Source organism: Paraburkholderia sp. 40 (genome assembly GCF_050434105.1).
Lineage (GTDB): Bacteria > Pseudomonadota > Gammaproteobacteria > Burkholderiales > Burkholderiaceae > Paraburkholderia > Paraburkholderia tuberum.
The window spans coordinates 2425984-2443927 of the sequence record NZ_JBNPVY010000002.1; the positions used below are offsets into that span (position 1 = coordinate 2425984).

Genomic DNA, 17944 nt, shown 5'->3' on the forward strand with positions numbered 1-17944 from the left:
ACGACTCCATTTCAGAAAGCCGTTGTGAAAGCGAACATTAGAGGCGGATCGTCAGCGCCTTCGCCTGCGTCATAGGTGATGCATTGAACGATCGAGTCTTTTGTCGTTCGCACAGGTTGGCACGCTGATGCGTGGCCATTAACGTTCTTGCGTGCCGCCAGCGCGCATTCTTCGAGAAGACGAATGGAAACCCCGGGCCGTGGCCGTGGACGATCGGTCGAAGTCGATTTCTTTCGCGGTATCGTGCTGATCGTCATCGTGCTCGATCACATTCCCGGCAGCACGCTATCGCACCTGATGCTGCACGCGTACGCGTTGTGCGATTCGGCCGAGGTGTTCGTATTTCTCGGCGGCTATGCATCGGCGGCGGCGTATACGGCGGTGCTTGCGCATCGCGGCGAACACGCGGCGCAGCTGCGCTTCGTCAAACGCTGCGGGGAGATCTATCGCGCGTATCTGTTGACGGCGATGCTGACGCTCGTGTCCGGCGCGATTCTCGCGCTGCTCGATCTGAATCGGCCGATGGTAGAAATGACCGGCTGGCCGCCGTTCGCGTTGCAGCCATGGCGTCAAGCATTCGATATCGCGCTGTTGCGCCGGCAACCGTATCTGTCCAGCGTGCTGCCGATGTACGTGCTATTCGCGCTATGCGTGCCCATGATGATGCCGCTCGCGCGCCGCTCTGCATCGCTCGCGCTCGCGGTGAGCGTCGCGGTGTGGGCCGTCGCGCGGCCGCTCGCCGCGTTATTCAGCATTGACGCCGTCGCCGACTGGGCTTTTAATCCGTTTGCGTGGCAACTGATGTTCGTGCTCGGTATGCTGTGCCGCGTCCAGCCGATCAGCGAACGTTTTCATGCGAGCTATGCCGCGCAGTGGCTCACGCGCGTCGCGGTGGTCGCGTTGCTTGGCTTCGCGATGGTCAAACTTTTCGTGCTGACGCAGCCTTTGCCCGGCACGCACAAGCAGAATCTTTCAGTGGAACGTGTGATCAATTTCATCGTCATCGCGTGGCTCGCCGCCCAGTTCGTGCGGATGGGCAGTATCGCGTGGCTAGCGAGGCGGCTGCCCGCCGTCGTGACGGTGGGGCGCACCGGACTCGTGTGCTTCGTGACCGGCACGCTGGTGTCGTTGATCATCGACACGGCGACACCGCACACGTTTCACGGTTTTCGCGCGGTGCTGGTCGGGCTCGGCGGCGACCTCGCGGCGATCGGCGCGCTGCTGATGATCGCGCGCGGCTGGAGCGGCTGGAAAGGGCAGCAGTCGGGCGCACAGGCGAATGGCGCGGGTTGCGGATGACACGACGCGAGCGCCGCGGGCGCATCACGACCACGATGCGCACTACGCGCAAGCTCGTTGGACTCGCAACCGTGATGAGCGTCGTCGTGCTCGCGTGGCTCGCGATGCATCGCACGGCCGCGCAGGCCAAAGAGACACCGTTCGCGATGCACTGCGCGGAGTTCGCGGGCGCGGTGCTGTCGCCCGAATTGATCGAGATGCCGACGGCCGGCGCGCTGATCGAAAGCGCGGCGATGATCGGCGCGACCGCGCCGGGAAATCAGCAAGGCGGCGAGTATTGCCGCATCACGGGCCGCATCAAGGCGCTGAATCGGACGACGCCCGACATCCGCTTCGATCTGAATCTGCCGCGTCGTTGGAATGGCCGTGCGTTGCAGATCGGCGGCGGCGGGTACAACGGCGTGGTTGTCAGCGGCACCGGCGTGATGCCGTTCTCGCCGGATCGCGCGCCGCTCGCGCAAGGCTACGCGACGTTCGGTGACGACTCGGGGCATGTCGGCGATTCGTCGCTCGCGGAGTTTGGTCTCGTCGATGAAGCGGTGACGAACTTCGGCTACGCACATCTGAAGAAAACCCATGACGTCGCGCTCGCGTTGATCGCGCACGCGTACGGCAGGCCGCCGCAGCGCATGTATTTTGCCGGCGGCTCGACGGGGGGCCGCGAAGGCTACACGGTGATGCAGCGCTTCCCCGACGACTACGACGGCGTAATCGCCAATGCGCCCGCGCTGAATTTTTCCGGCGTGCGGCTGATCGGCGTGAAGCTCGGCCAGGCCGAGTACGGTACGCCGGGCGGCTTCGTGCCGCCGGCGCTGCTCGAACGCGTTTATCAACGCACGCTCGAGGTATGCGACCGGCTCGACGGCATGGCGGACGGCATCGTCAGCGACGTCGAAGCATGTCGCGCGCACGAAGCGCAAATTGTCGATTCGCTGCGTTGCGCGCTGCGCCCTTCATCTGACGATGTGTGTCTGACCGACGCACAACTGGCCACCTTGCTGGCGATGCGCGACGGGCTGTCGCTGCCGTATCGGCTCGCGTGGGAGGTGAGCGGCTATCGCGGCTACAACGTGTTCCAGGGCACGCAACTGACCGGCGCACTCGGGCTCGCGCATCAGCCGCGGCGTCAACCGGTACCGACGTTCTATGCAAACGGTTATCTGTTCGCGCAAGGCGACGGCTATCTGCGCTACTTCGTCGCGCGCGACGCGGACTTCGATTCGTTGACGTTCGATCCGCAACGCCCCGGCAAATATCGCGCGCAACTGATCGCGCTGTCGGGCACGATCGGCGCGATGAACCCCGACCTGTCGCGTTACATCGCGCACGGCGGCAAGCTGATCACGCTGCAGGGTCTCGCCGATGAAGTGATCAGCCCGAACCAGACGATCGCATATCACGACGCGCTAGTCGCGCGTTTCGGCAAGGACGAGGTCGATCGCTTCATGCGGCTGTACATGGTGCCGGGGTTTCAGCATGGCAACGGCGTGTTCATTCCATCGGTCGATCTGCTCGGCGCGCTCGACGCGTGGGTCACGCGCGGCGTCGCACCCGAAACGCTGATGGCCACAGATCTCGCCGTGGCGACGAATGGACGCTCGCGACCGCTGTGCCGCTATCCCGGGTTTCCGCGCTATCTCGGCCGAGGCAATGTAAATCTGGCGAGTAGTTTTGTCTGTGCGCAGCCCTGAGGTCTGAGTTGTCGCAGCGCCTGTTTGACCGGCGAGCCGCGCAAGAAAGCGTGCGGACCGAGCCGGGGCTCACGCCCGACGAGCCGAGAGCCCGAGCGCCACCGCCTTTTCGCGCACGTAGCGCCCGCAACCGCACGATCTGTTCGTCCGCTCGCGTGCGCTGCACGCTTTCGCACTTTCCATTACATTGCGGATGCGGCGCGTTCCTTCGCGCCGTTTCCTCTCATTCAACAGCGGTGTCGGCCATCATCGAGTCCATGCAGCCAATCGTTTCGGTCACGAATCTGTCGAAAACCTACGCCAGCGGTTTTCAGGCACTGAAGAACATCAATCTGGCGATCCACCGTGGAGAAATCTTCGCGCTGCTCGGGCCGAACGGCGCGGGCAAGACCACGCTGATCAGCATCGTCTGCGGCATCGTCAACGCGAGCGAAGGCGGCGTGACGGTGGATGGCCACGACATCGGCTCCAACTATCGCGCGGCCCGCTCGCTGATCGGCCTCGTGCCGCAGGAGTTGACCGCGGACGCGTTCGAAACGGTCTGGGCCACCGTGTCGTTCAGCCGCGGCCTGTTCGGCAAGCCGAAGAACCCCGCTTACATCGAGAAAGTGCTGCGCGACCTGTCGCTATGGGAGAAGCGCAACAACAAGATCATCACGCTGTCGGGCGGCATGAAGCGGCGCGTGTTGATCGCGAAGGCGCTGTCGCACGAGCCGCGCGTGCTGTTTCTCGACGAGCCGACCGCCGGCGTCGACGTCGAGCTGCGGCGCGACATGTGGAAGCTCGTGCGCTCGCTCGCGACGAGCGGCGTGACGATCATCCTGACCACGCATTACATCGACGAAGCCGAGGAGATGGCCGACCGCATCGGCGTGATCAACGCGGGCGAAATCATGCTGGTCGAAGAGAAGACTGAGCTGATGCGCAAGCTCGGCACGAAGCAGTTGACGCTGCAACTGGAGAGCCCCCTCGACACGGTGCCGGCTTCGCTCGCCGGCTACGGGCTCGCGGTCGCGAACGGCGGCAACGAACTGACCTACACCTATGAAGGCGAGGGCGGGCGCACCGACATCATCGCGCTGCTGAAATCGCTCGACGACGCCGGTATCCGCTTCAAGGACCTGCACACCACGCAGAGTTCGCTCGAAGACATTTTCGTCAGTCTGCTGCGGGGGAACCCATGAACATCTACGCAATGCGCGCGATCTACAAGTTCGAAATGGCGCGCACGTGGCGCACGCTGATGCAAAGCATCATCGCGCCGGTGATTTCCACGTCGCTGTACTTCGTCGTGTTCGGCTCGGCGATCGGCTCGCGTATCAAGGAAGTGGAGGGCATCAGCTACGGCGCGTTCATCGTGCCGGGTCTGATCATGTTGTCGCTGCTGTCGCAAAGCATCGCGAACGCGTCGTTCGGGATTTACTTCCCGCGTTTCACTGGCACGATCTACGAGCTGCTGTCGGCGCCCGTATCGTATCTGGAGATCGTCGTCAGCTATGTGGGCGCGGCGGCCACCAAGTCGATCCTGCTTGGGCTCATCATTCTCGCGACCGCCGCGCTGTTCGTGCCGTTGCAGATCATGCATCCATTCTGGATGGTGCTGTTTCTCGTGCTGACGGCCGTCACGTTCAGTCTGCTCGGCTTCATCATCGGCATCTGGGCGGACAGCTTCGAGAAGCTGCAACTGGTGCCGCTCCTGATTGTCACGCCGCTCACGTTTCTCGGCGGCGCCTTCTATTCGGTGGACATGCTGCCGCCGTTCTGGCGCGCCGTCACGCTGTTCAATCCGATCGTTTATCTGGTCAGCGGATTTCGCTGGAGTTTCTACGAGTTGGGCGACGTCGGCGTCGGCCTGAGTCTCGGCATGACACTGCTGTTCCTCGCGGTGTTCCTCGTGATCGTCGGCTGGATCTTCAGGACCGGCTATCGATTGAAAAGCTGATAAGACCGCGCGATTAGCAGAGGGCGCGACAGCGAAAAGCCGTCGCGCCCTCTTCATCGATACGCGGAGACGCCGACTACGACAGATACGCCTGCGCGACATTGATCAACTGCACGCGGTTGCGCACGTTGAACAGCTGCCGCAAGCGCCGCAGATGATAGTCGACGTTATGCGGCGACAGCCCAAGGAAATACGCGATTTCCTTGTCGCGCTGCCCCTGCACGACCGCCTTCAGCACCGCGTGCTGCAGCTTGCTGAGCACGACGCGCTGCTGCTGCGCGGGCGCGATGCCGATCACGCTTTTCGCGTGCATCCAGATGAACTCATGAATCGAGTGCGCGAACATCAGCGTTTCCGCGACGATCGATTCGGTCATCCAGCGCGGGTTGCCGATCTCCGAATTGAAGCACAGGCTCGCGCTCAGCTCCGGCTCCGGCAGCGGCATCTGCGTGAGAATGCCGCTCTTGCGGCCGGTCGCCTCCAGCATGTCGATCAGCGCGCCGAGCCGCTCGCTGCGCAGCTGCGCGCGCGGCAGATCGGCGCGCAGGTCGGCGGTATTCCACAGAAACGGCATGCCGGTCGGCGACGCGAGCGCGACGCGCGGGTCGAGCTCGAAATAGCGCTCGCGGAAATAGCGCGTGAGCCATGCCTGCGACTCGTAGCTCGTCAACACGAACATCGTCTTGTGATGCGAAGACGTGCGCGTGGCGGTATAGCTGAACGAGTCGAAGCCCAATTGCCTGATGCGCTGACGCACGAACTCCATGCGGTCCTGCGCGCTGCCGAACCGTCCGAGCGGACCGATCAGCGGCGCGGCCCGCCGCGCCGCGGGCGACGGCGTGCCGATCTCTTCCTCGGTGAACAGAGTCAGAAAGCCACTGCGACACGCACCATTCGCGGCGCGGGGAGACATCTTCACTGCTTCAGCCGCGTGGGCTGATTTCGCGGCGTGCCGCGCGCCGGCCGGGTAAGCCGGTTGGGCGGATGCCGCTCTCGGGTGTGCTGCCGACGCGTGCCCGGCTTCGCCTTGCGGCGAGCCGGTCAGCCATTGCGGCAGCGTATCGCATTCATGTTCCATGAAACGGTAGCTCCGGCGTTCTAAACGCGTGAAAGACGACAACCTCAATGATTAGCGATTTCGTGAAATGTCGGTAGCCGGTTCCTTGCTATCATTTTTGTGATCTTGCGCTGACAGTGGACCGGCAATACGGGTACGGCGGCGTTTCTCCTTCCATACGGCACCTCCTTCGAGGGGATGTGATGGCACGAATTCCCAAGCTCACGACGACGCTCGCCTACGACCGCTACATGGCCGGCCAGCGACTCGTGTCGAGCGTGGATCGCGAGTGGCGGCATCTGGTGCTGCGCTCGTATCTCGAGCCGGTGCGGCAAGACCTGCTCGAAGCGCCCGGTTTGCGCGACTTCACGCTGATGACGCTCGCGAGCGGCGCCGAGCATCTCGAACGCAACCTCGGCGGAGCTTGGGAAAGCGCCGATATGCGCGTGAACGACCTGTGGTTCGTGCCGCCCACGCCGATCTCGTGGCGCTGGCATTCGATCAGCGACGAGCCGTTGTCTACGTTGCACGTGCACATCGAGCGCGATTTGATCGACAGCGTCGCGCAACAGATGGGGCTCGACGCGTCGCGTGAACTGTCGCTCGGCGACGCGATGCGCTTCAACGATCCGCTGATCGCCGCGATGCTTGCCGCGCTGCATCGCGCCGCCCGCGATCCGTCCGATTCGCGTCTGTATGTCGATACGCTGGCTCACGCGCTCGCCGCGCACCTGCTGCAGCACTATTCGAGCGGCAACGACGCGCGGCGCGGCGACGCGACGCGGCCCGAACGGCTGGTGCCGCGCCGGATCCGCCGGGTGACCGAGTACATCCGCACCAATCTCGCCGAAGATCTGGCGATCGCCGAACTGGCCGAGCAGGCCGGCCTAAGCAGTTTTCATTTTGCTCGGGTGTTTCGCCGCGAGACCGGGGAGACGCCGCATCAGTTCGTGACGCGCTTGCGGCTCGAGGAAGCGGCGAGGCTGCTGCGCGCCACGGATCGAACCGTCCTGCAAATCGCGCTCGAAGTTGGCTTCGAGAATGCCAGTCATTTCTCCGTGCAGTTCAAGCGTGGCTATGGTGCGACGCCGCTCGCCTACCGGCTGCGCGCTTGAGATGCACGCCGGCTGATGCTTGCCTGCGCACGCCGTAACGGCTCGCCTTTCTACGGTAGGAATCACGCACTTGCGCAGTGTGCTTTGCATTGCGCGGCTTGCAAACTACGAACTTTCGTGGCGGCGCGCGGTGCAAACTGGCATGGCACGTGGCGCAAGGCTTTGCGGTTCGGCCGGCCGCCCGCGATCGGACGTGGTCTAACTGGACTGACCGCGGCGCCGATAACTGTATCTGTCGAAACCTTGCATAGGACGACAGAATCGAACCGCCTTTGAACCCCACACACTGGATGACGCGCCATGACCCGACTCAAGATGACCGCCTGCGGCCACACCTTCATCGCCGAAACCCATCCCGATGCGCCGCAGACCGTGGCCGCGTTCCTGAACCTGCTGCCCTACCGGCAGAAGCTGATCCATGTGCGCTGGAGCGGTGAGGGCTGCTGGGTGCCGCTCGGCGAATTCAAGCTCGAGAACGACGGCGTCGCGGTCGGCTTCGAGAATCACACGAGCCATCCATCGGTCGGCGACATCCTGTTCTATCCGGGCGGCTATAGCGAGACCGAGATCATCCTCGCATATGGCTCATGCTGCTTCGCGAGCAAGATGGGGCAACTCGCGGGCAATCATTTTCTGACGATCGTCGAAGGCAAGGAAAAACTGCGCGAGCTCGGCACGAAGGTGCTGTGGGAAGGCGCCCAGGAGGTGGTGTTCGAGAGGCTTTGAGCGGGCCGCATTTCCTTGCTGGGCATACGCGATGCTTGTTTGAAGAGCCGCGTGCGGTCAGGTCCCGATCCGGCACCGACCACGCACGTGAGGCACTCGACACCGCTGGCCCGCCCGGCGAGGAGGAGCAAATGCGAGGCATAAATGACAAGATCCGCGCTGTAGTTTTTGCCATGTTGATCGTGCTGCTCTCGGCTTGCGGCGGGGGCGGTAATGGCAGCGGCGGGTCGAGTAGCGGCGGCAGCACGGCGGCCGAGCCGGCTGGCGGCGTCAAGCTGCAGGTCGTGTCGTTCGGCGACAGCCTGTCGGACGTCGGGACTTATGCGCCGCTCGCAAGCGCGGTGGGAGGCGGGCGTTTCACGACCAATCCCGGCCAGGTGTGGGCCCAGCAGGTCGCGCAATACTACGGCGATACGCTCAGCGCCGCGTTCACGATCGATTTCACGCATAAGCTGAGTGCGCAGAGCGGCCTCGGTTATGCGGAAGGCGGCTCGACGGTGGCGACGCCGGCGAACCAGTACGACTATCTGAGCGACGTCATCGGCAACATCGAAATGCCTGTCAATCAGCAACTGTCGAGCTATCTGAGCGCTCACGGCAGCTTCAACGCCAATCAGCTCGTGCTCGTGTGGGTGGGCGCGAACGATGTGCTCCGCGCCGGCAACCTGCCCGCCGCGGCGCCGATCGTGCAGGCGGCGGCCACGACGCTCGCCCAGCTCGTCGGGCAGATCGTGCAGAACGGCGGCGCGCATGTGGTGGTGATCAATCTGCCGAATATCGGGCTGTCGCCGAAGGGGCTCGCTTCGGCCGATGGTGGCGCGAACCTTACGCAGTTGTCGCAGCTTTTCAACGCTACGTTGAACACCGCGTTGCAAACCGATGGGCTGCAGTCGAAGGTGATCGAGGTCGATTCGTACACGTGGACGAATCAGGTCATCGGAAGCTTTCAGGCGAACGGCTTTACCGTGTCGAATACGGGGCAGGCCTGCGATCCGAAGAAAACGCCCGATGACACCGCGCTGCTATGTTCGCCGGCGACCTATGTGAGCGCCAATGCGGATCAGACTTACATGTTCGCCGATGATTTGCATCCGACGACGCATATGCATGCGTTGTTTGCGCAGTTCGTCGAGCAGCAGATCGCGCGTAGTGGGTTGGGGCGGTGAGGGGATACTACGGCGGGGCGCGCTATCGGCACCCCGCCCCTCAACCAGGCCGGGGTGCGCGCCCCATCAGGTCATCACTTGAACAACTTCATCGCCTGCGTCAGCGTATTGATCACCCCCCAGGCAAGCGGAATCATCACATACAGCCAGAACACCGCAAGCATCACCTTGTTGGTCGGATGTACGGTTTGAACGGTCGACATACGGATCTCCTCATGCGCCCTTGGCGACTTGTGCATCGGTCATGTGGTGCTTCTCATCCACACGCTTGACCAGCAGGTTGCAGATAAAGCCGATCACGAGCAGCACGGCCATGATGTGCACGGTCATCGTGTACGCGTCCGCTTTGGCGACACCGTTCGCGAGTTCATATGCGCGGATGTAATTGACGAGCACCGGACCCGCTACACCCGCCGCCGCCCACGCGGTCAGGAGCCGTCCATGAATGCCGCCGACGAATGCCGTACCGAACATGTCGGCGAGATAGGCCGGCACCGTCGCGAAGCCGCCGCCGTACATGGACAGGATGATGCAGTACGTCAGCACGAACAGCGCGATCTGTCCGTTCGCGGCAAAGCTGGGCACGAGGTAGTAGAGCACCGCGCCGAGCATGAAGAAGATGGCGTAGGTGTTCTTGCGACCGATCCAGTCCGATGCCGACGACCACACGAAACGTCCACCCATATTGAACAGCGACAGCAATCCGACGAAGCCGGCCGCAGCCGACGCCGTCACGGTGTTCTTGAAGCTCTCCTGGATCATCACCGAGGCCTGGCCGAGAACGCCGATCCCGGCCGTCACGTTCAGGAACAGCACGAACCAGATCAGATAGAACTGCGGTGTTTTCAACGCCTGATCGATATGCACGTGGTTGCGCGAGATCAGCCGGTGCTGCGTGACTTCGGGCGGCGTCCAGCCGGCCGGCTTCCAGTCGGCGGGCGGCACGCGGATCGCGAGCGCGCCGATCGTCATCGAGATGAAGTAGACGATGCCGAGCACGACGAAGGTCTCCGCGACGCCCACGCTCGTTGCGCTATGAAAGTGGTTCATCAGCGCGACCGACAACGGCGCCGCGATCATCGCGCCGCCACCGAAGCCCATGATCGCCATGCCGGTCGCCATGCCGCGGCGGTCCGGGAACCAGCGGATCAGCGTCGACACCGGCGACACATAACCGAGCCCCAGCCCGATCCCGCCGATCACGCCGTAACCGAGATATAGCAGCACGATCTGATGCAGGTAGACGCCGAGCGCGGACACCAGGAACCCGCCACCGAAACAGCATGCTGCCGTGAACATGGTGCGACGCGGACCGACGTGTTCGAGCCATTTGCCCGCGAATGCCGCCGACAAACCGAGGAACACGATCGCGAGCGAAAAGATCCAGCCGAGCGCGGTCAGCGACCAGTCATCGGGCGCGGACTGCGTGATCCCGATTACTTTGGTCAGCGGTCCGTTGAATACCGAGAACGCATAGGCCTGACCGATGCACAGATGCACGGCGAGCGCCGCGGGGGGCACCATCCAGCGCGAAAAGCCTGGCTGTGCGACGGTGGCCTGTTTGGAAAAAAATGGGGCTGAACCTCGTTGGCCGCCCGGCTCGCTGATGCTACTCATTAGTGGGTCTCCTTACAGTTGTTCTGTTTATCGGCGCTTCGTGCATTTACCTTGAGGCGGCGGAGTGTAACTTGTGCACGTCGTCGCGTCATCGCTATATGTACTTTTATTTCATATGAGCCAGATCCACGCACCCAAAATCGTGCCTGGCTCGACAATAGGACGTGGACGATGGCTTCGCAATATGAAGCGCGCGGACATAAGGTGTGAACCTGGTGAAACGCGGGTATTCTTCACGCGATCGTGCAAATCGTGGGACGCTCCGGGCGGGTTGCTTCGTACTTCCGACTAGAGCCACTATGCAAAGTCAGCAATAAACGAGACGCGCACGACGCGCGGCACAAAAAGAAACGGGCCGGCGCGGCTTCTTCACCGCGGCGGCCCGTCGTGTATCGACGGCGAGTTCCGCCGGTGTCAATCGATCTTGCGCCCGGTCTTCATGCGTGCTGCAACGAGTACCGAAATCAGACAGCCGATCGCCAGATACGCGGCCACCGGATGCCACGAGCCGCCCGCGAAGCTGACCAGCGCGACCGCGATGAACGGCGTGAATCCGCCGCCGACCACGCTCGCCACCTGATAGCCGACACCCGCGCCGCTATAGCGGTACTCGGTGCCGAACAGCTCGGTGAACATCGGCTGCTGGACGCTGACGACCATGTCGTGCGCGATGTTGGCAAGCATCACCGCGAACACGACGATCCATATTGTCGAACGCGCTTCGAGCGCGAGGAAGAACGGCACCGCGCTGAACACGCCGACCAGCGCGCCGATCATATAGATGCGACGGCGGCCGAAGCGATCCGCGAGCCAAGCGAAGCACGGGATCGTCACGCAGCTGAGCGCGCCGACGACGAAGCCGATCGTCAGGAAAAACTCGCGCGGCATCTGCAGGTTCGTGGTCGAGTAGCTCAGCGCGAACGCGGTCACGATGTACATCGTGAACAGCTCGGCGAGCCGCAGCGCGATGATCAGCAAAAAGGCCTTCGGATGGCGCAGCAGCGCTTCGACGATCGGTAGGCGCACACGGCGCTCGCCATGCTGGCCGACTTTCTCGACGAACTCCTGAGATTCCTCCATGCTCGAGCGGATCCACAGCGCGATCAGCACCAGTACGACGCTGAACAGAAACGGCAGACGCCAGCCCCAGCTGAGGAACGCGGCGTTGTCCATCGAGCGGCTGATCAGCGCGACGAGTCCCGTCGACAGCACGAGCCCGACGCCGTAGCCGACCTGCACGCCGCTGCTGTAAAAGGCCTTCTTTTTCTCGGGCGCGCTTTCGACGGCCATCAACGCCGCGCCGCCCCATTCGCCGCCGACCGCAAAGCCCTGGATTGCGCGCAGCGTGACGAGCAGCACCGGCGCCAACCAGCCGATCGTCGAGAACGCCGGCAGCAGACCGATCGCGGCCGTCGACAGACCCATCATCATCACGGTGAGCACGAGCATGCGCTTGCGTCCGAGCCGGTCGCCGTAATGGCCGAACACGAAGCCGCCGAGCGGCCGGAACAGAAAGCCGACGCCGAAGGTCGCGAACGCGGCAAGCGTGCCCATCGCCGGGCCGACGTTCGGGAAGAACTCAGCGTTGAACACGAGCGCGGCGACGATGCCGTACAACAGGAAGTCGTACCAGTCGACCACGGCGCCGATAAAGCTGCCGAGCGCGGCCTTGCGAGCCCGACTGCGCGCATTGCGGTGAGTGGCCACTGTGGCCTGCGGGTGGGTGGTGCTCATCGAGTCTCCTTCAATGTGATATGTGCTTTAATCGATCGCGCCGCCCGGGCAAGGCTTTCGACGCGATCGATCCGCGGAGGGAATGTCCGGAAGGTTAATGACGCGACCCGGAATTCACAATCGGCGTGATGGTAAAAATGCGCGATCATCGCTCGCGGCTGCGCGAATAGCGCGCGTTTTGCGTGTTTACACCGAGCGCCACGGAGAACCGTCGCGGGGAATGATGTGGGCGAACCCGCGCAGCGCGCGGCGTGCTAACGTGAAAGTAATCTTAAAAACAACAGTCATTGATATACTACATACGAAATATTGAAAAATGCGGCGTTGCAGCATATGATTGAGGGATCAATCTTCTCAATCATCCGGAGTTACACGTGGAATTCGTGCCTCTTGCGCTGTTCGCCATGGCCGTCGTTGGGTTGGGCTGTGCCGCCACCGTTCTGCTGACCGACTGGATTCCCGAATCGGTCGCTGCACCTGCATCGCAACATGGCCGCTTCGTGGGTCTGGGCGAGCAGCGCGGCAAAACGGCGGCGCCGAATCGCGCGCGTGTTCAAGCAGAGGCGATGAATGTCGTCAGAACTTCCAACTGAAACAGTGGCCACCCCGTTGACCCTGTCGTTGCAGCCAATCGGCGCGAGTGCGAGCTTGCGCGATCAGGCCTATGCGATGCTGCGTCAGGCAATCGCCGACGCGGATATCTACCAGAATCGCGAAGAAATCCGTCTCGACGAGCGCGTGCTCAGCGAATCGCTCGGCGTGAGCCGCACGCCGGTGCGCGAAGCGATGACGCTGCTCGAGCAGGAAGGCTTCCTGCGCATGGTGCCGCGGCGTGGCATCTACATCGTGCGCAAGAGCAAACGCGAAATCGTCGAGATGATCCAGATGTGGGCCGCGCTCGAAAGCATGGCCGCGCGGCTCGCCACGCTGCATGCGACCGACGAGGAAATCGGCCGCTTGCGCCATATGTTCGACAATTTCCGCGACACGACGCCGGCCGAGCATATCGCCGAGTATTCGGACGCGAACATCGCGTTTCATCAGGCGATCGTCGAGCTGTCGAAGTCGCAGATCATTCTCGACACGATCAAGAACATCTTCATCCACGTGCGCGCGATCCGGCGCATGACCATCTCGCAGAGCGATCGGGCCGCGCGCTCTATCGTCGATCATCTGCGCATCATCGAGGCGCTCGAAAAGCGCGATACCGAACTCGCCGAGCGGCTCACGCGCCAGCATTCGCTCGATCTCGCGGCGTTCGTCGAAGCCAATTGCGATTTCCTCGATTGATGGCGGCGTAGACGCTGCCTGGCTGCTGATTTCGAAAAGCCCGCGTGTGCAAGCACTGCGGGCTTTTTTGCGTGCGCGCACTTCGAGCGATGCGCAGGTCGCGCGGCGGCGAACGGCAAACAAAACGAGATCGCCGCCGCGCTGCGGGATGAACCTTGCTTGACGGTCTTGAAAATATGGTATGTGATATATCAACAATGACCGGTGTAACGCACGACCTGGTGTTTTCCCTTGAAATGACTGCCGCAGAGCCTTGTAGATTCGGCGCAAAGCTGCGGCTGGCAAGCTCGAGCAGCACAAACTTCGCGCCGTCTATGTCTCGAAATTGGCCTTGAAGGAATGTGATATATCACATACGGTATCTTCGGAGCCGTGAGACGTCGGTGCAACCGGACGTATATCGAAGCGGACGCGTCCGTCGATAACCGTTGCACATCCGATTGATGAGGAGATGACCATGTCTGCAGTTGTTTCATCCCTGAGTCCGGCCACGGCCACCACGACCGCCGACGACACGCTCAAGCAGAAGACCCGCGACGCGGGCGTCGTGTCGGGCGGCCATCTGGTCGCAAAGGCGCTGAAAAACGAGGGGGTCGACACGATCTTCACGCTGTGCGGCGGCCACATCATCGATATCTACGACGGCTGCGTCGACGAAGGCATCCGCATCATCGACGTGCGCCACGAGCAGGTCGCCGCACACGCGGCCGACGGCTACGCGCGCCAGACCGGCAAGCTCGGCTGCGTGGTGACGACCGCCGGCCCCGGCTGCACGAACGCGGTGACCGGCATCGCGACCGCGTTCCGCTCGGAAAGCCCGATCCTGCACATCGGCGGGCAGGGCGCGCTGACGCAGCACAAGATGGGCTCGCTGCAGGACCTGCCGCACGTCGACATCATGGCGCCGATCACGAAGTTCGCCGCGAGCGTGTCGAGCACCGAACGCGTCGCGGATATGATCTCGATGGCCGCGCGCGAATGCTTCAACGGCGCGCCCGGTCCCGCCTACCTGGAAATTCCACGCGACGTGCTCGACCGCGAAGTCGACGCGTCGCGCGCGATCGTGCCGCGATCGGGCCGCTATCGCGCGTCGACGAAATCGATCGGTGACCCGCGCGACATCGAGAAACTGGCGGACATTCTCGTCGATGCGGAACGCCCCGCGATCCTGTACGGCCAGCAGGTGTGGACCGCGCGCGGTCACGAGGAAGCGATTGCGCTGCTGCGCCGCATTGAGATTCCCGGCTATTTCAATGGCGCGAGCCGCGGGCTGCTGCCGCCGGGCGATCCGCATCATTTCGATCGCACGCGTTCGCAGGCGTTCGCGAATGCCGACGTGCTGATTGTGGTCGGCACGCCGTTCGATTTCCGCATGGGTTACGGCCGACGCATCAGCAAGGAATTGACGCTGGTGCAGATCGATATGGACTATCGAACCGTCGGCAAGAATCGCGATATCGATCTGGGGCTCGTCGGCGATCCGGGCGCGATCCTCGCCGCGGTGCTGCAGGCCGCGAGCGGTCGTATCAAGGACGACAAGCGTCAGGCGCGCCGCAAATGGATGGCGCAGTTGCGCGACGCCGAAGCGACCGCAACCGAAAAACTGATGCCGCTATTCCGCTCGAATAGCACGCCGATTCATCCCTATCGTGTCGCGTACGAACTCAACGAATTCCTGTCCGACGACACCGTCTATATCGGCGACGGCGGCGACGTCGTGACGATCTCCGCGCAAGCGGTGCGCCCGCGCCGCCCCGGCCAGTGGATGGACCCCGGCGCGCTCGGCTCGCTTGGCGTCGGCACCGGCTTCGCGCTCGCGGCGAAGCTCGCGCACCCGCACAAGGAAGTGCTCTGCTATTACGGCGACGGCTCGTTCGGCATGACCGCGTTCGACATGGAAACCGCGAACCGCTTCGGCGCACCGTATCTCGCGGTGATCGGCAACAACTCGGCGATGAACCAGATCCGCTACGGCCAGCTTGCCAAGTACGGCGAAGAACGCGGCAACGTCGGCAATCTGCTCGGCGACGTGCCGTTCAGCAAATTCGCCGAAATGCTCGGCGGCTATGGCGAGGAAGTGCGCGATCCCGCGCAGATCGCGAGCGCGCTACAGCGTGCGCGCGAAGCGATTCATCGCACCGGCCGCTCGGCGGTGGTCAACATCTGGGTCGACCCGCGCGAGTACGCACCGGGCACGAAGAACCAGACCATGTACAAATAACCCTCATCGTTCAGGAGATACGACATGGCCAAGGCACTCGACGGTGTGCGCATCCTCGATTTCACGCATGTGCAATCGGGGCCGACCTGCACGCAATTGCTCGCATGGTTCGGCGCGGACGTGATCAAGGTGGAACGGGCAGGCGCGGGCGACATCACGCGCGAGCAGCTGCGCGATATTCCCGACGTGGATAGCCTGTACTTCACGATGCTCAATCACAACAAGCGCTCGGTCACGATCGACACCAAGCATCCGGAAGGCAAGCAGGTGCTCGAAGCGCTGATCCAGACATGCGACGTACTGGTCGAAAACTTCGCACCGGGCGCGCTCGACCGGATGGGCTTTACGTGGGAGCGGATTCAGGAATTGAATCCGCGCATGATCGTCGCCTCGGTGAAGGGCTTCGGTCCCGGTCCCTACGAGGACTGCAAAGTCTATGAAAACGTCGCGCAATGCGCGGGCGGCGCGGCGTCGACCACCGGCTTCGACGACGGCCCGCCGGTCGTGACCGGCGCGCAGATCGGCGACAGCGGCACGGGGCTGCATCTCGCGCTCGGCATCGTCACTGCGCTCTATCAACGCACGCATACCGGACGCGGCCAGCGCGTGCTCGCGGCCATGCAGGACGGCGTGCTCAATTTGTGCCGCGTCAAACTGCGAGACCAGCAGCGGCTCGACCGTACCGGCGTGATGAAAGAGTATCCGCAATATCCGAACGGCACGTTCGGCGAGGCGGTGCCGCGTGCGGGCAATGCCTCGGGGGGCGGTCAGCCGGGATGGATTCTGAAGTGCAAGGGCTGGGAGACGGACCCCAACGCGTATATCTACTTCATCACCCAGGCGCCCGTGTGGGCGAAGATCTGCAACGTGATCGGCAAGGAGGAGTGGGCCACGGACCCCGACTACGCGACGGCGCCCGCGCGCCTGCCGCGATTGAAGGAGATCTTCGCCGAAATCGAACGCTGGACGATGACGAAGACCAAGTTCGAGGCAATGCAGATCCTGAACAAATACGACATTCCGTGCGGCCCGATCCTGTCGATGAAGGAAATTGCCGAGGAGCCGTCGCTGCGCAAAACCGGCACGATCGTCGAAGTCGATCATCCGAAGCGCGGCAAGTATCTGACAGTGGGCAATCCCATCAAGCTGTCCGACAGCCCGACCGACGTCAAACGCTCGCCGCTGCTTGGCGAACATACCGATGAAGTGATGGCCGAGCTCGGTTATTCGGCCGAGCAGATCACGGCGCTGCGCACGGCGGGCGCAATCTAGGAGCGAGGCATGCAGACGTGGATGCGGTTCATGTCGGGCGACGGCGGCATCGTGTTCGGCCGTGTCGAAGGCGCCTATCTGCATGAGTACGAAAGTCTCGCGCAGCCGGTGCCGACCGGCGCAGTACTGTCGCTGCGCGCATTGACGCCGTTGGCGCCGTGCTCGCCCGGCAAGATCGTCGCGCTCTGGAATAACTATCACGCGCTCGCGGCGAAGCTCGACAAACCCGTGCCCACGCATCCGCTGTTTCTGCTGAAGCCGGCGGCGTCGGTGATCGGCGCGGGCGAGCCGATCCGCCGGCCGCGTCACTACGCGGGCAAGATCGTCTACGAAGGCGAACTCGGCATCGTGATCGGCCAGCGTTGCCGCGACGCGGATGCGCAGCAGGCGGAGGCGGCGATCTTCGGCTACACGCTCGTCAACGACGTCACCGCCGCCGATCTGCTTAACGAGAATCCGCATTTTCGGCAGTGGTGTCGCGCGAAGAGCTTCGATACCTTCTGTTGCCTGGGTCCGGCCATCGTCTCCGGTTTCGACTGGCGGGCGGCGCGCCTCCTGACCACGCTCGACGGCGCCGAGCGTCAGAACTATCCGCTCGCCGATATGGTCTTTTCGCCGGCCGAGCAGGTGAGTCTGATATCGCAGGATCTGACGCTCGAACCCGGCGACGTGATTGCGTGCGGCACCTCGGTGGGCGTGGGGTCGATCAAGGACGGTGCAACGGTCTCGATCACGATCGATGGGATAGGCACGCTGGCCAATACCTTGAGCGCGGCGCGGCACGACGAGCCACGGCGATCGGGCGATATCGCGA

Annotated in this window: 15 protein-coding genes and 1 pseudogene; 12 read left to right on the forward strand and 4 right to left on the reverse strand. The window is 63.1% G+C overall.

Annotation, left to right across the window (positions count from 1 at the left end; translation table 11 throughout):
- Positions 1-183 precede the first annotated feature (183 nt).
- The 4 genes from OKW28_RS12485 (at position 184) to OKW28_RS12500 (ending at position 4932) form a co-directional block, all read left to right on the forward strand.
- Positions 184-1299, forward strand: a complete 1116-nt coding sequence (locus OKW28_RS12485; protein WP_429445890.1) for an OpgC domain-containing protein — start codon at positions 184-186, stop codon at positions 1297-1299.
- Positions 1296-2990 carry a tannase/feruloyl esterase family alpha/beta hydrolase gene (locus tag OKW28_RS12490; protein ID WP_429445892.1) on the forward strand — a complete coding sequence of 565 codons (1695 nt, stop codon included), beginning with the start codon at positions 1296-1298 and terminating at the stop codon, positions 2988-2990. The genes OKW28_RS12485 and OKW28_RS12490 overlap by 4 nt, the downstream gene beginning before the upstream one ends.
- A 257-nt stretch (positions 2991-3247) precedes the next feature.
- Positions 3248-4174: an ABC transporter ATP-binding protein gene (locus tag OKW28_RS12495; protein WP_429445894.1), complete on the forward strand. Its 927-nt coding sequence runs from the start codon at positions 3248-3250 to the stop codon at positions 4172-4174.
- On the forward strand, positions 4171-4932 hold the full coding sequence (locus OKW28_RS12500) for an ABC transporter permease (protein ID WP_184037297.1): 762 nt from the start codon (positions 4171-4173) through the stop codon (positions 4930-4932). The genes OKW28_RS12495 and OKW28_RS12500 overlap by 4 nt, the downstream gene beginning before the upstream one ends.
- 76 nt (positions 4933-5008) lie before the next feature.
- Here the strand turns inward: OKW28_RS12500 and OKW28_RS12505 are convergent, their stop codons facing one another.
- On the reverse strand, positions 5009-6010 hold the full coding sequence (locus OKW28_RS12505; protein WP_429445896.1) for an autoinducer binding domain-containing protein: 1002 nt from the start codon (positions 6008-6010) through the stop codon (positions 5009-5011).
- A 182-nt stretch (positions 6011-6192) separates the two neighbouring features.
- Between OKW28_RS12505 and OKW28_RS12510 the strand changes: the two genes are divergently transcribed.
- The 3 genes from OKW28_RS12510 to OKW28_RS12520 all read left to right on the forward strand — a co-directional run bounded on the left by OKW28_RS12510 (position 6193) and on the right by OKW28_RS12520 (position 8996).
- Complete coding sequence (locus tag OKW28_RS12510) at positions 6193-7104, forward strand: helix-turn-helix domain-containing protein (protein WP_429445898.1); 912 nt, start codon at positions 6193-6195, stop codon at positions 7102-7104.
- Positions 7105-7404: 300 nt separating this feature from the next.
- On the forward strand, positions 7405-7830 hold the full coding sequence (locus OKW28_RS12515; RefSeq protein WP_429445900.1) for a DUF3830 family protein: 426 nt from the start codon (positions 7405-7407) through the stop codon (positions 7828-7830).
- A 131-nt stretch (positions 7831-7961) separates the two neighbouring features.
- A complete protein-coding gene (locus OKW28_RS12520; protein WP_429445902.1) occupies positions 7962-8996 on the forward strand; it encodes an SGNH/GDSL hydrolase family protein in 1035 nt (344 codons plus the stop codon).
- 74 nt (positions 8997-9070) lie between these two features.
- Here OKW28_RS12520 and OKW28_RS12525 read toward each other — a convergent pair whose 3' ends face one another.
- From OKW28_RS12525 to shiA, 3 genes are all read right to left on the reverse strand, one after another.
- Positions 9071-9199, reverse strand: a complete 129-nt coding sequence (locus OKW28_RS12525) for an MFS transporter small subunit (protein ID WP_429445904.1) — start codon at positions 9197-9199, stop codon at positions 9071-9073.
- A gap of 10 nt (positions 9200-9209) precedes the next feature.
- Positions 9210-10613: an L-lactate MFS transporter gene (locus OKW28_RS12530; protein ID WP_429445906.1), complete on the reverse strand. Its 1404-nt coding sequence runs from the start codon at positions 10611-10613 to the stop codon at positions 9210-9212.
- Between the two features lie 414 nt (positions 10614-11027).
- Positions 11028-12347: a shikimate transporter gene (gene shiA, locus OKW28_RS12535; protein ID WP_429445907.1), complete on the reverse strand. Its 1320-nt coding sequence runs from the start codon at positions 12345-12347 to the stop codon at positions 11028-11030.
- Positions 12348-12721: 374 nt separating this feature from the next.
- Here shiA and OKW28_RS12540 point away from each other — a divergent pair, with 374 nt between their 5' ends.
- From OKW28_RS12540 to OKW28_RS12560, 5 genes and pseudogenes are all read left to right on the forward strand, one after another.
- Positions 12722-12940, forward strand: a complete 219-nt coding sequence (locus tag OKW28_RS12540) for a hypothetical protein (protein WP_184010619.1) — start codon at positions 12722-12724, stop codon at positions 12938-12940.
- A complete protein-coding gene (locus tag OKW28_RS12545) occupies positions 12918-13637 on the forward strand; it encodes a GntR family transcriptional regulator (protein WP_013091210.1) in 720 nt (239 codons plus the stop codon). The genes OKW28_RS12540 and OKW28_RS12545 overlap by 23 nt, the downstream gene beginning before the upstream one ends.
- Before the next feature lie 457 nt (positions 13638-14094).
- On the forward strand, positions 14095-15858 hold the full coding sequence (locus OKW28_RS12550) for a thiamine pyrophosphate-binding protein (protein WP_429445909.1): 1764 nt from the start codon (positions 14095-14097) through the stop codon (positions 15856-15858).
- 24 nt (positions 15859-15882) lie between these two features.
- The gene (gene frc / locus OKW28_RS12555; RefSeq protein WP_429445912.1) at positions 15883-17130 is read left to right on the forward strand and encodes a formyl-CoA transferase; all 1248 of its coding nucleotides are present in this window, start codon (positions 15883-15885) and stop codon (positions 17128-17130) included.
- Between the two features lie 9 nt (positions 17131-17139).
- Positions 17140-17922 (forward strand): annotated as a pseudogene (locus tag OKW28_RS12560) (fumarylacetoacetate hydrolase family protein); the annotation flags it as partial.
- Between the last annotated feature and the right edge of the window lie 22 nt (positions 17923-17944).

Bases quoted from the DNA above. Each gene is read 5' to 3' on its own strand.
- OKW28_RS12485 (WP_429445890.1), top strand. From the start codon at position 184: ATGGAAACCCCGGGCCGTGGCCGTGGACGATCGGTCGAAGTCGATTTC.
- OKW28_RS12490 (WP_429445892.1), top strand. From the start codon at position 1,296: ATGACACGACGCGAGCGCCGCGGGCGCATCACGACCACGATGCGCACT.
- OKW28_RS12495 (WP_429445894.1), top strand. From the start codon at position 3,248: ATGCAGCCAATCGTTTCGGTCACGAATCTGTCGAAAACCTACGCCAGC.
- OKW28_RS12500 (WP_184037297.1), top strand. From the start codon at position 4,171: ATGAACATCTACGCAATGCGCGCGATCTACAAGTTCGAAATGGCGCGC.
- OKW28_RS12505 (WP_429445896.1), bottom strand. From the start codon at position 6,010: ATGGAACATGAATGCGATACGCTGCCGCAATGGCTGACCGGCTCGCCG.
- OKW28_RS12510 (WP_429445898.1), top strand. From the start codon at position 6,193: ATGGCACGAATTCCCAAGCTCACGACGACGCTCGCCTACGACCGCTAC.
- OKW28_RS12515 (WP_429445900.1), top strand. From the start codon at position 7,405: ATGACCCGACTCAAGATGACCGCCTGCGGCCACACCTTCATCGCCGAA.
- OKW28_RS12520 (WP_429445902.1), top strand. From the start codon at position 7,962: ATGCGAGGCATAAATGACAAGATCCGCGCTGTAGTTTTTGCCATGTTG.
- OKW28_RS12525 (WP_429445904.1), bottom strand. From the start codon at position 9,199: ATGTCGACCGTTCAAACCGTACATCCGACCAACAAGGTGATGCTTGCG.
- OKW28_RS12530 (WP_429445906.1), bottom strand. From the start codon at position 10,613: ATGAGTAGCATCAGCGAGCCGGGCGGCCAACGAGGTTCAGCCCCATTT.
- shiA (WP_429445907.1), bottom strand. From the start codon at position 12,347: ATGAGCACCACCCACCCGCAGGCCACAGTGGCCACTCACCGCAATGCG.
- OKW28_RS12545 (WP_013091210.1), top strand. From the start codon at position 12,918: ATGTCGTCAGAACTTCCAACTGAAACAGTGGCCACCCCGTTGACCCTG.
- OKW28_RS12550 (WP_429445909.1), top strand. From the start codon at position 14,095: ATGTCTGCAGTTGTTTCATCCCTGAGTCCGGCCACGGCCACCACGACC.
- frc (WP_429445912.1), top strand. From the start codon at position 15,883: ATGGCCAAGGCACTCGACGGTGTGCGCATCCTCGATTTCACGCATGTG.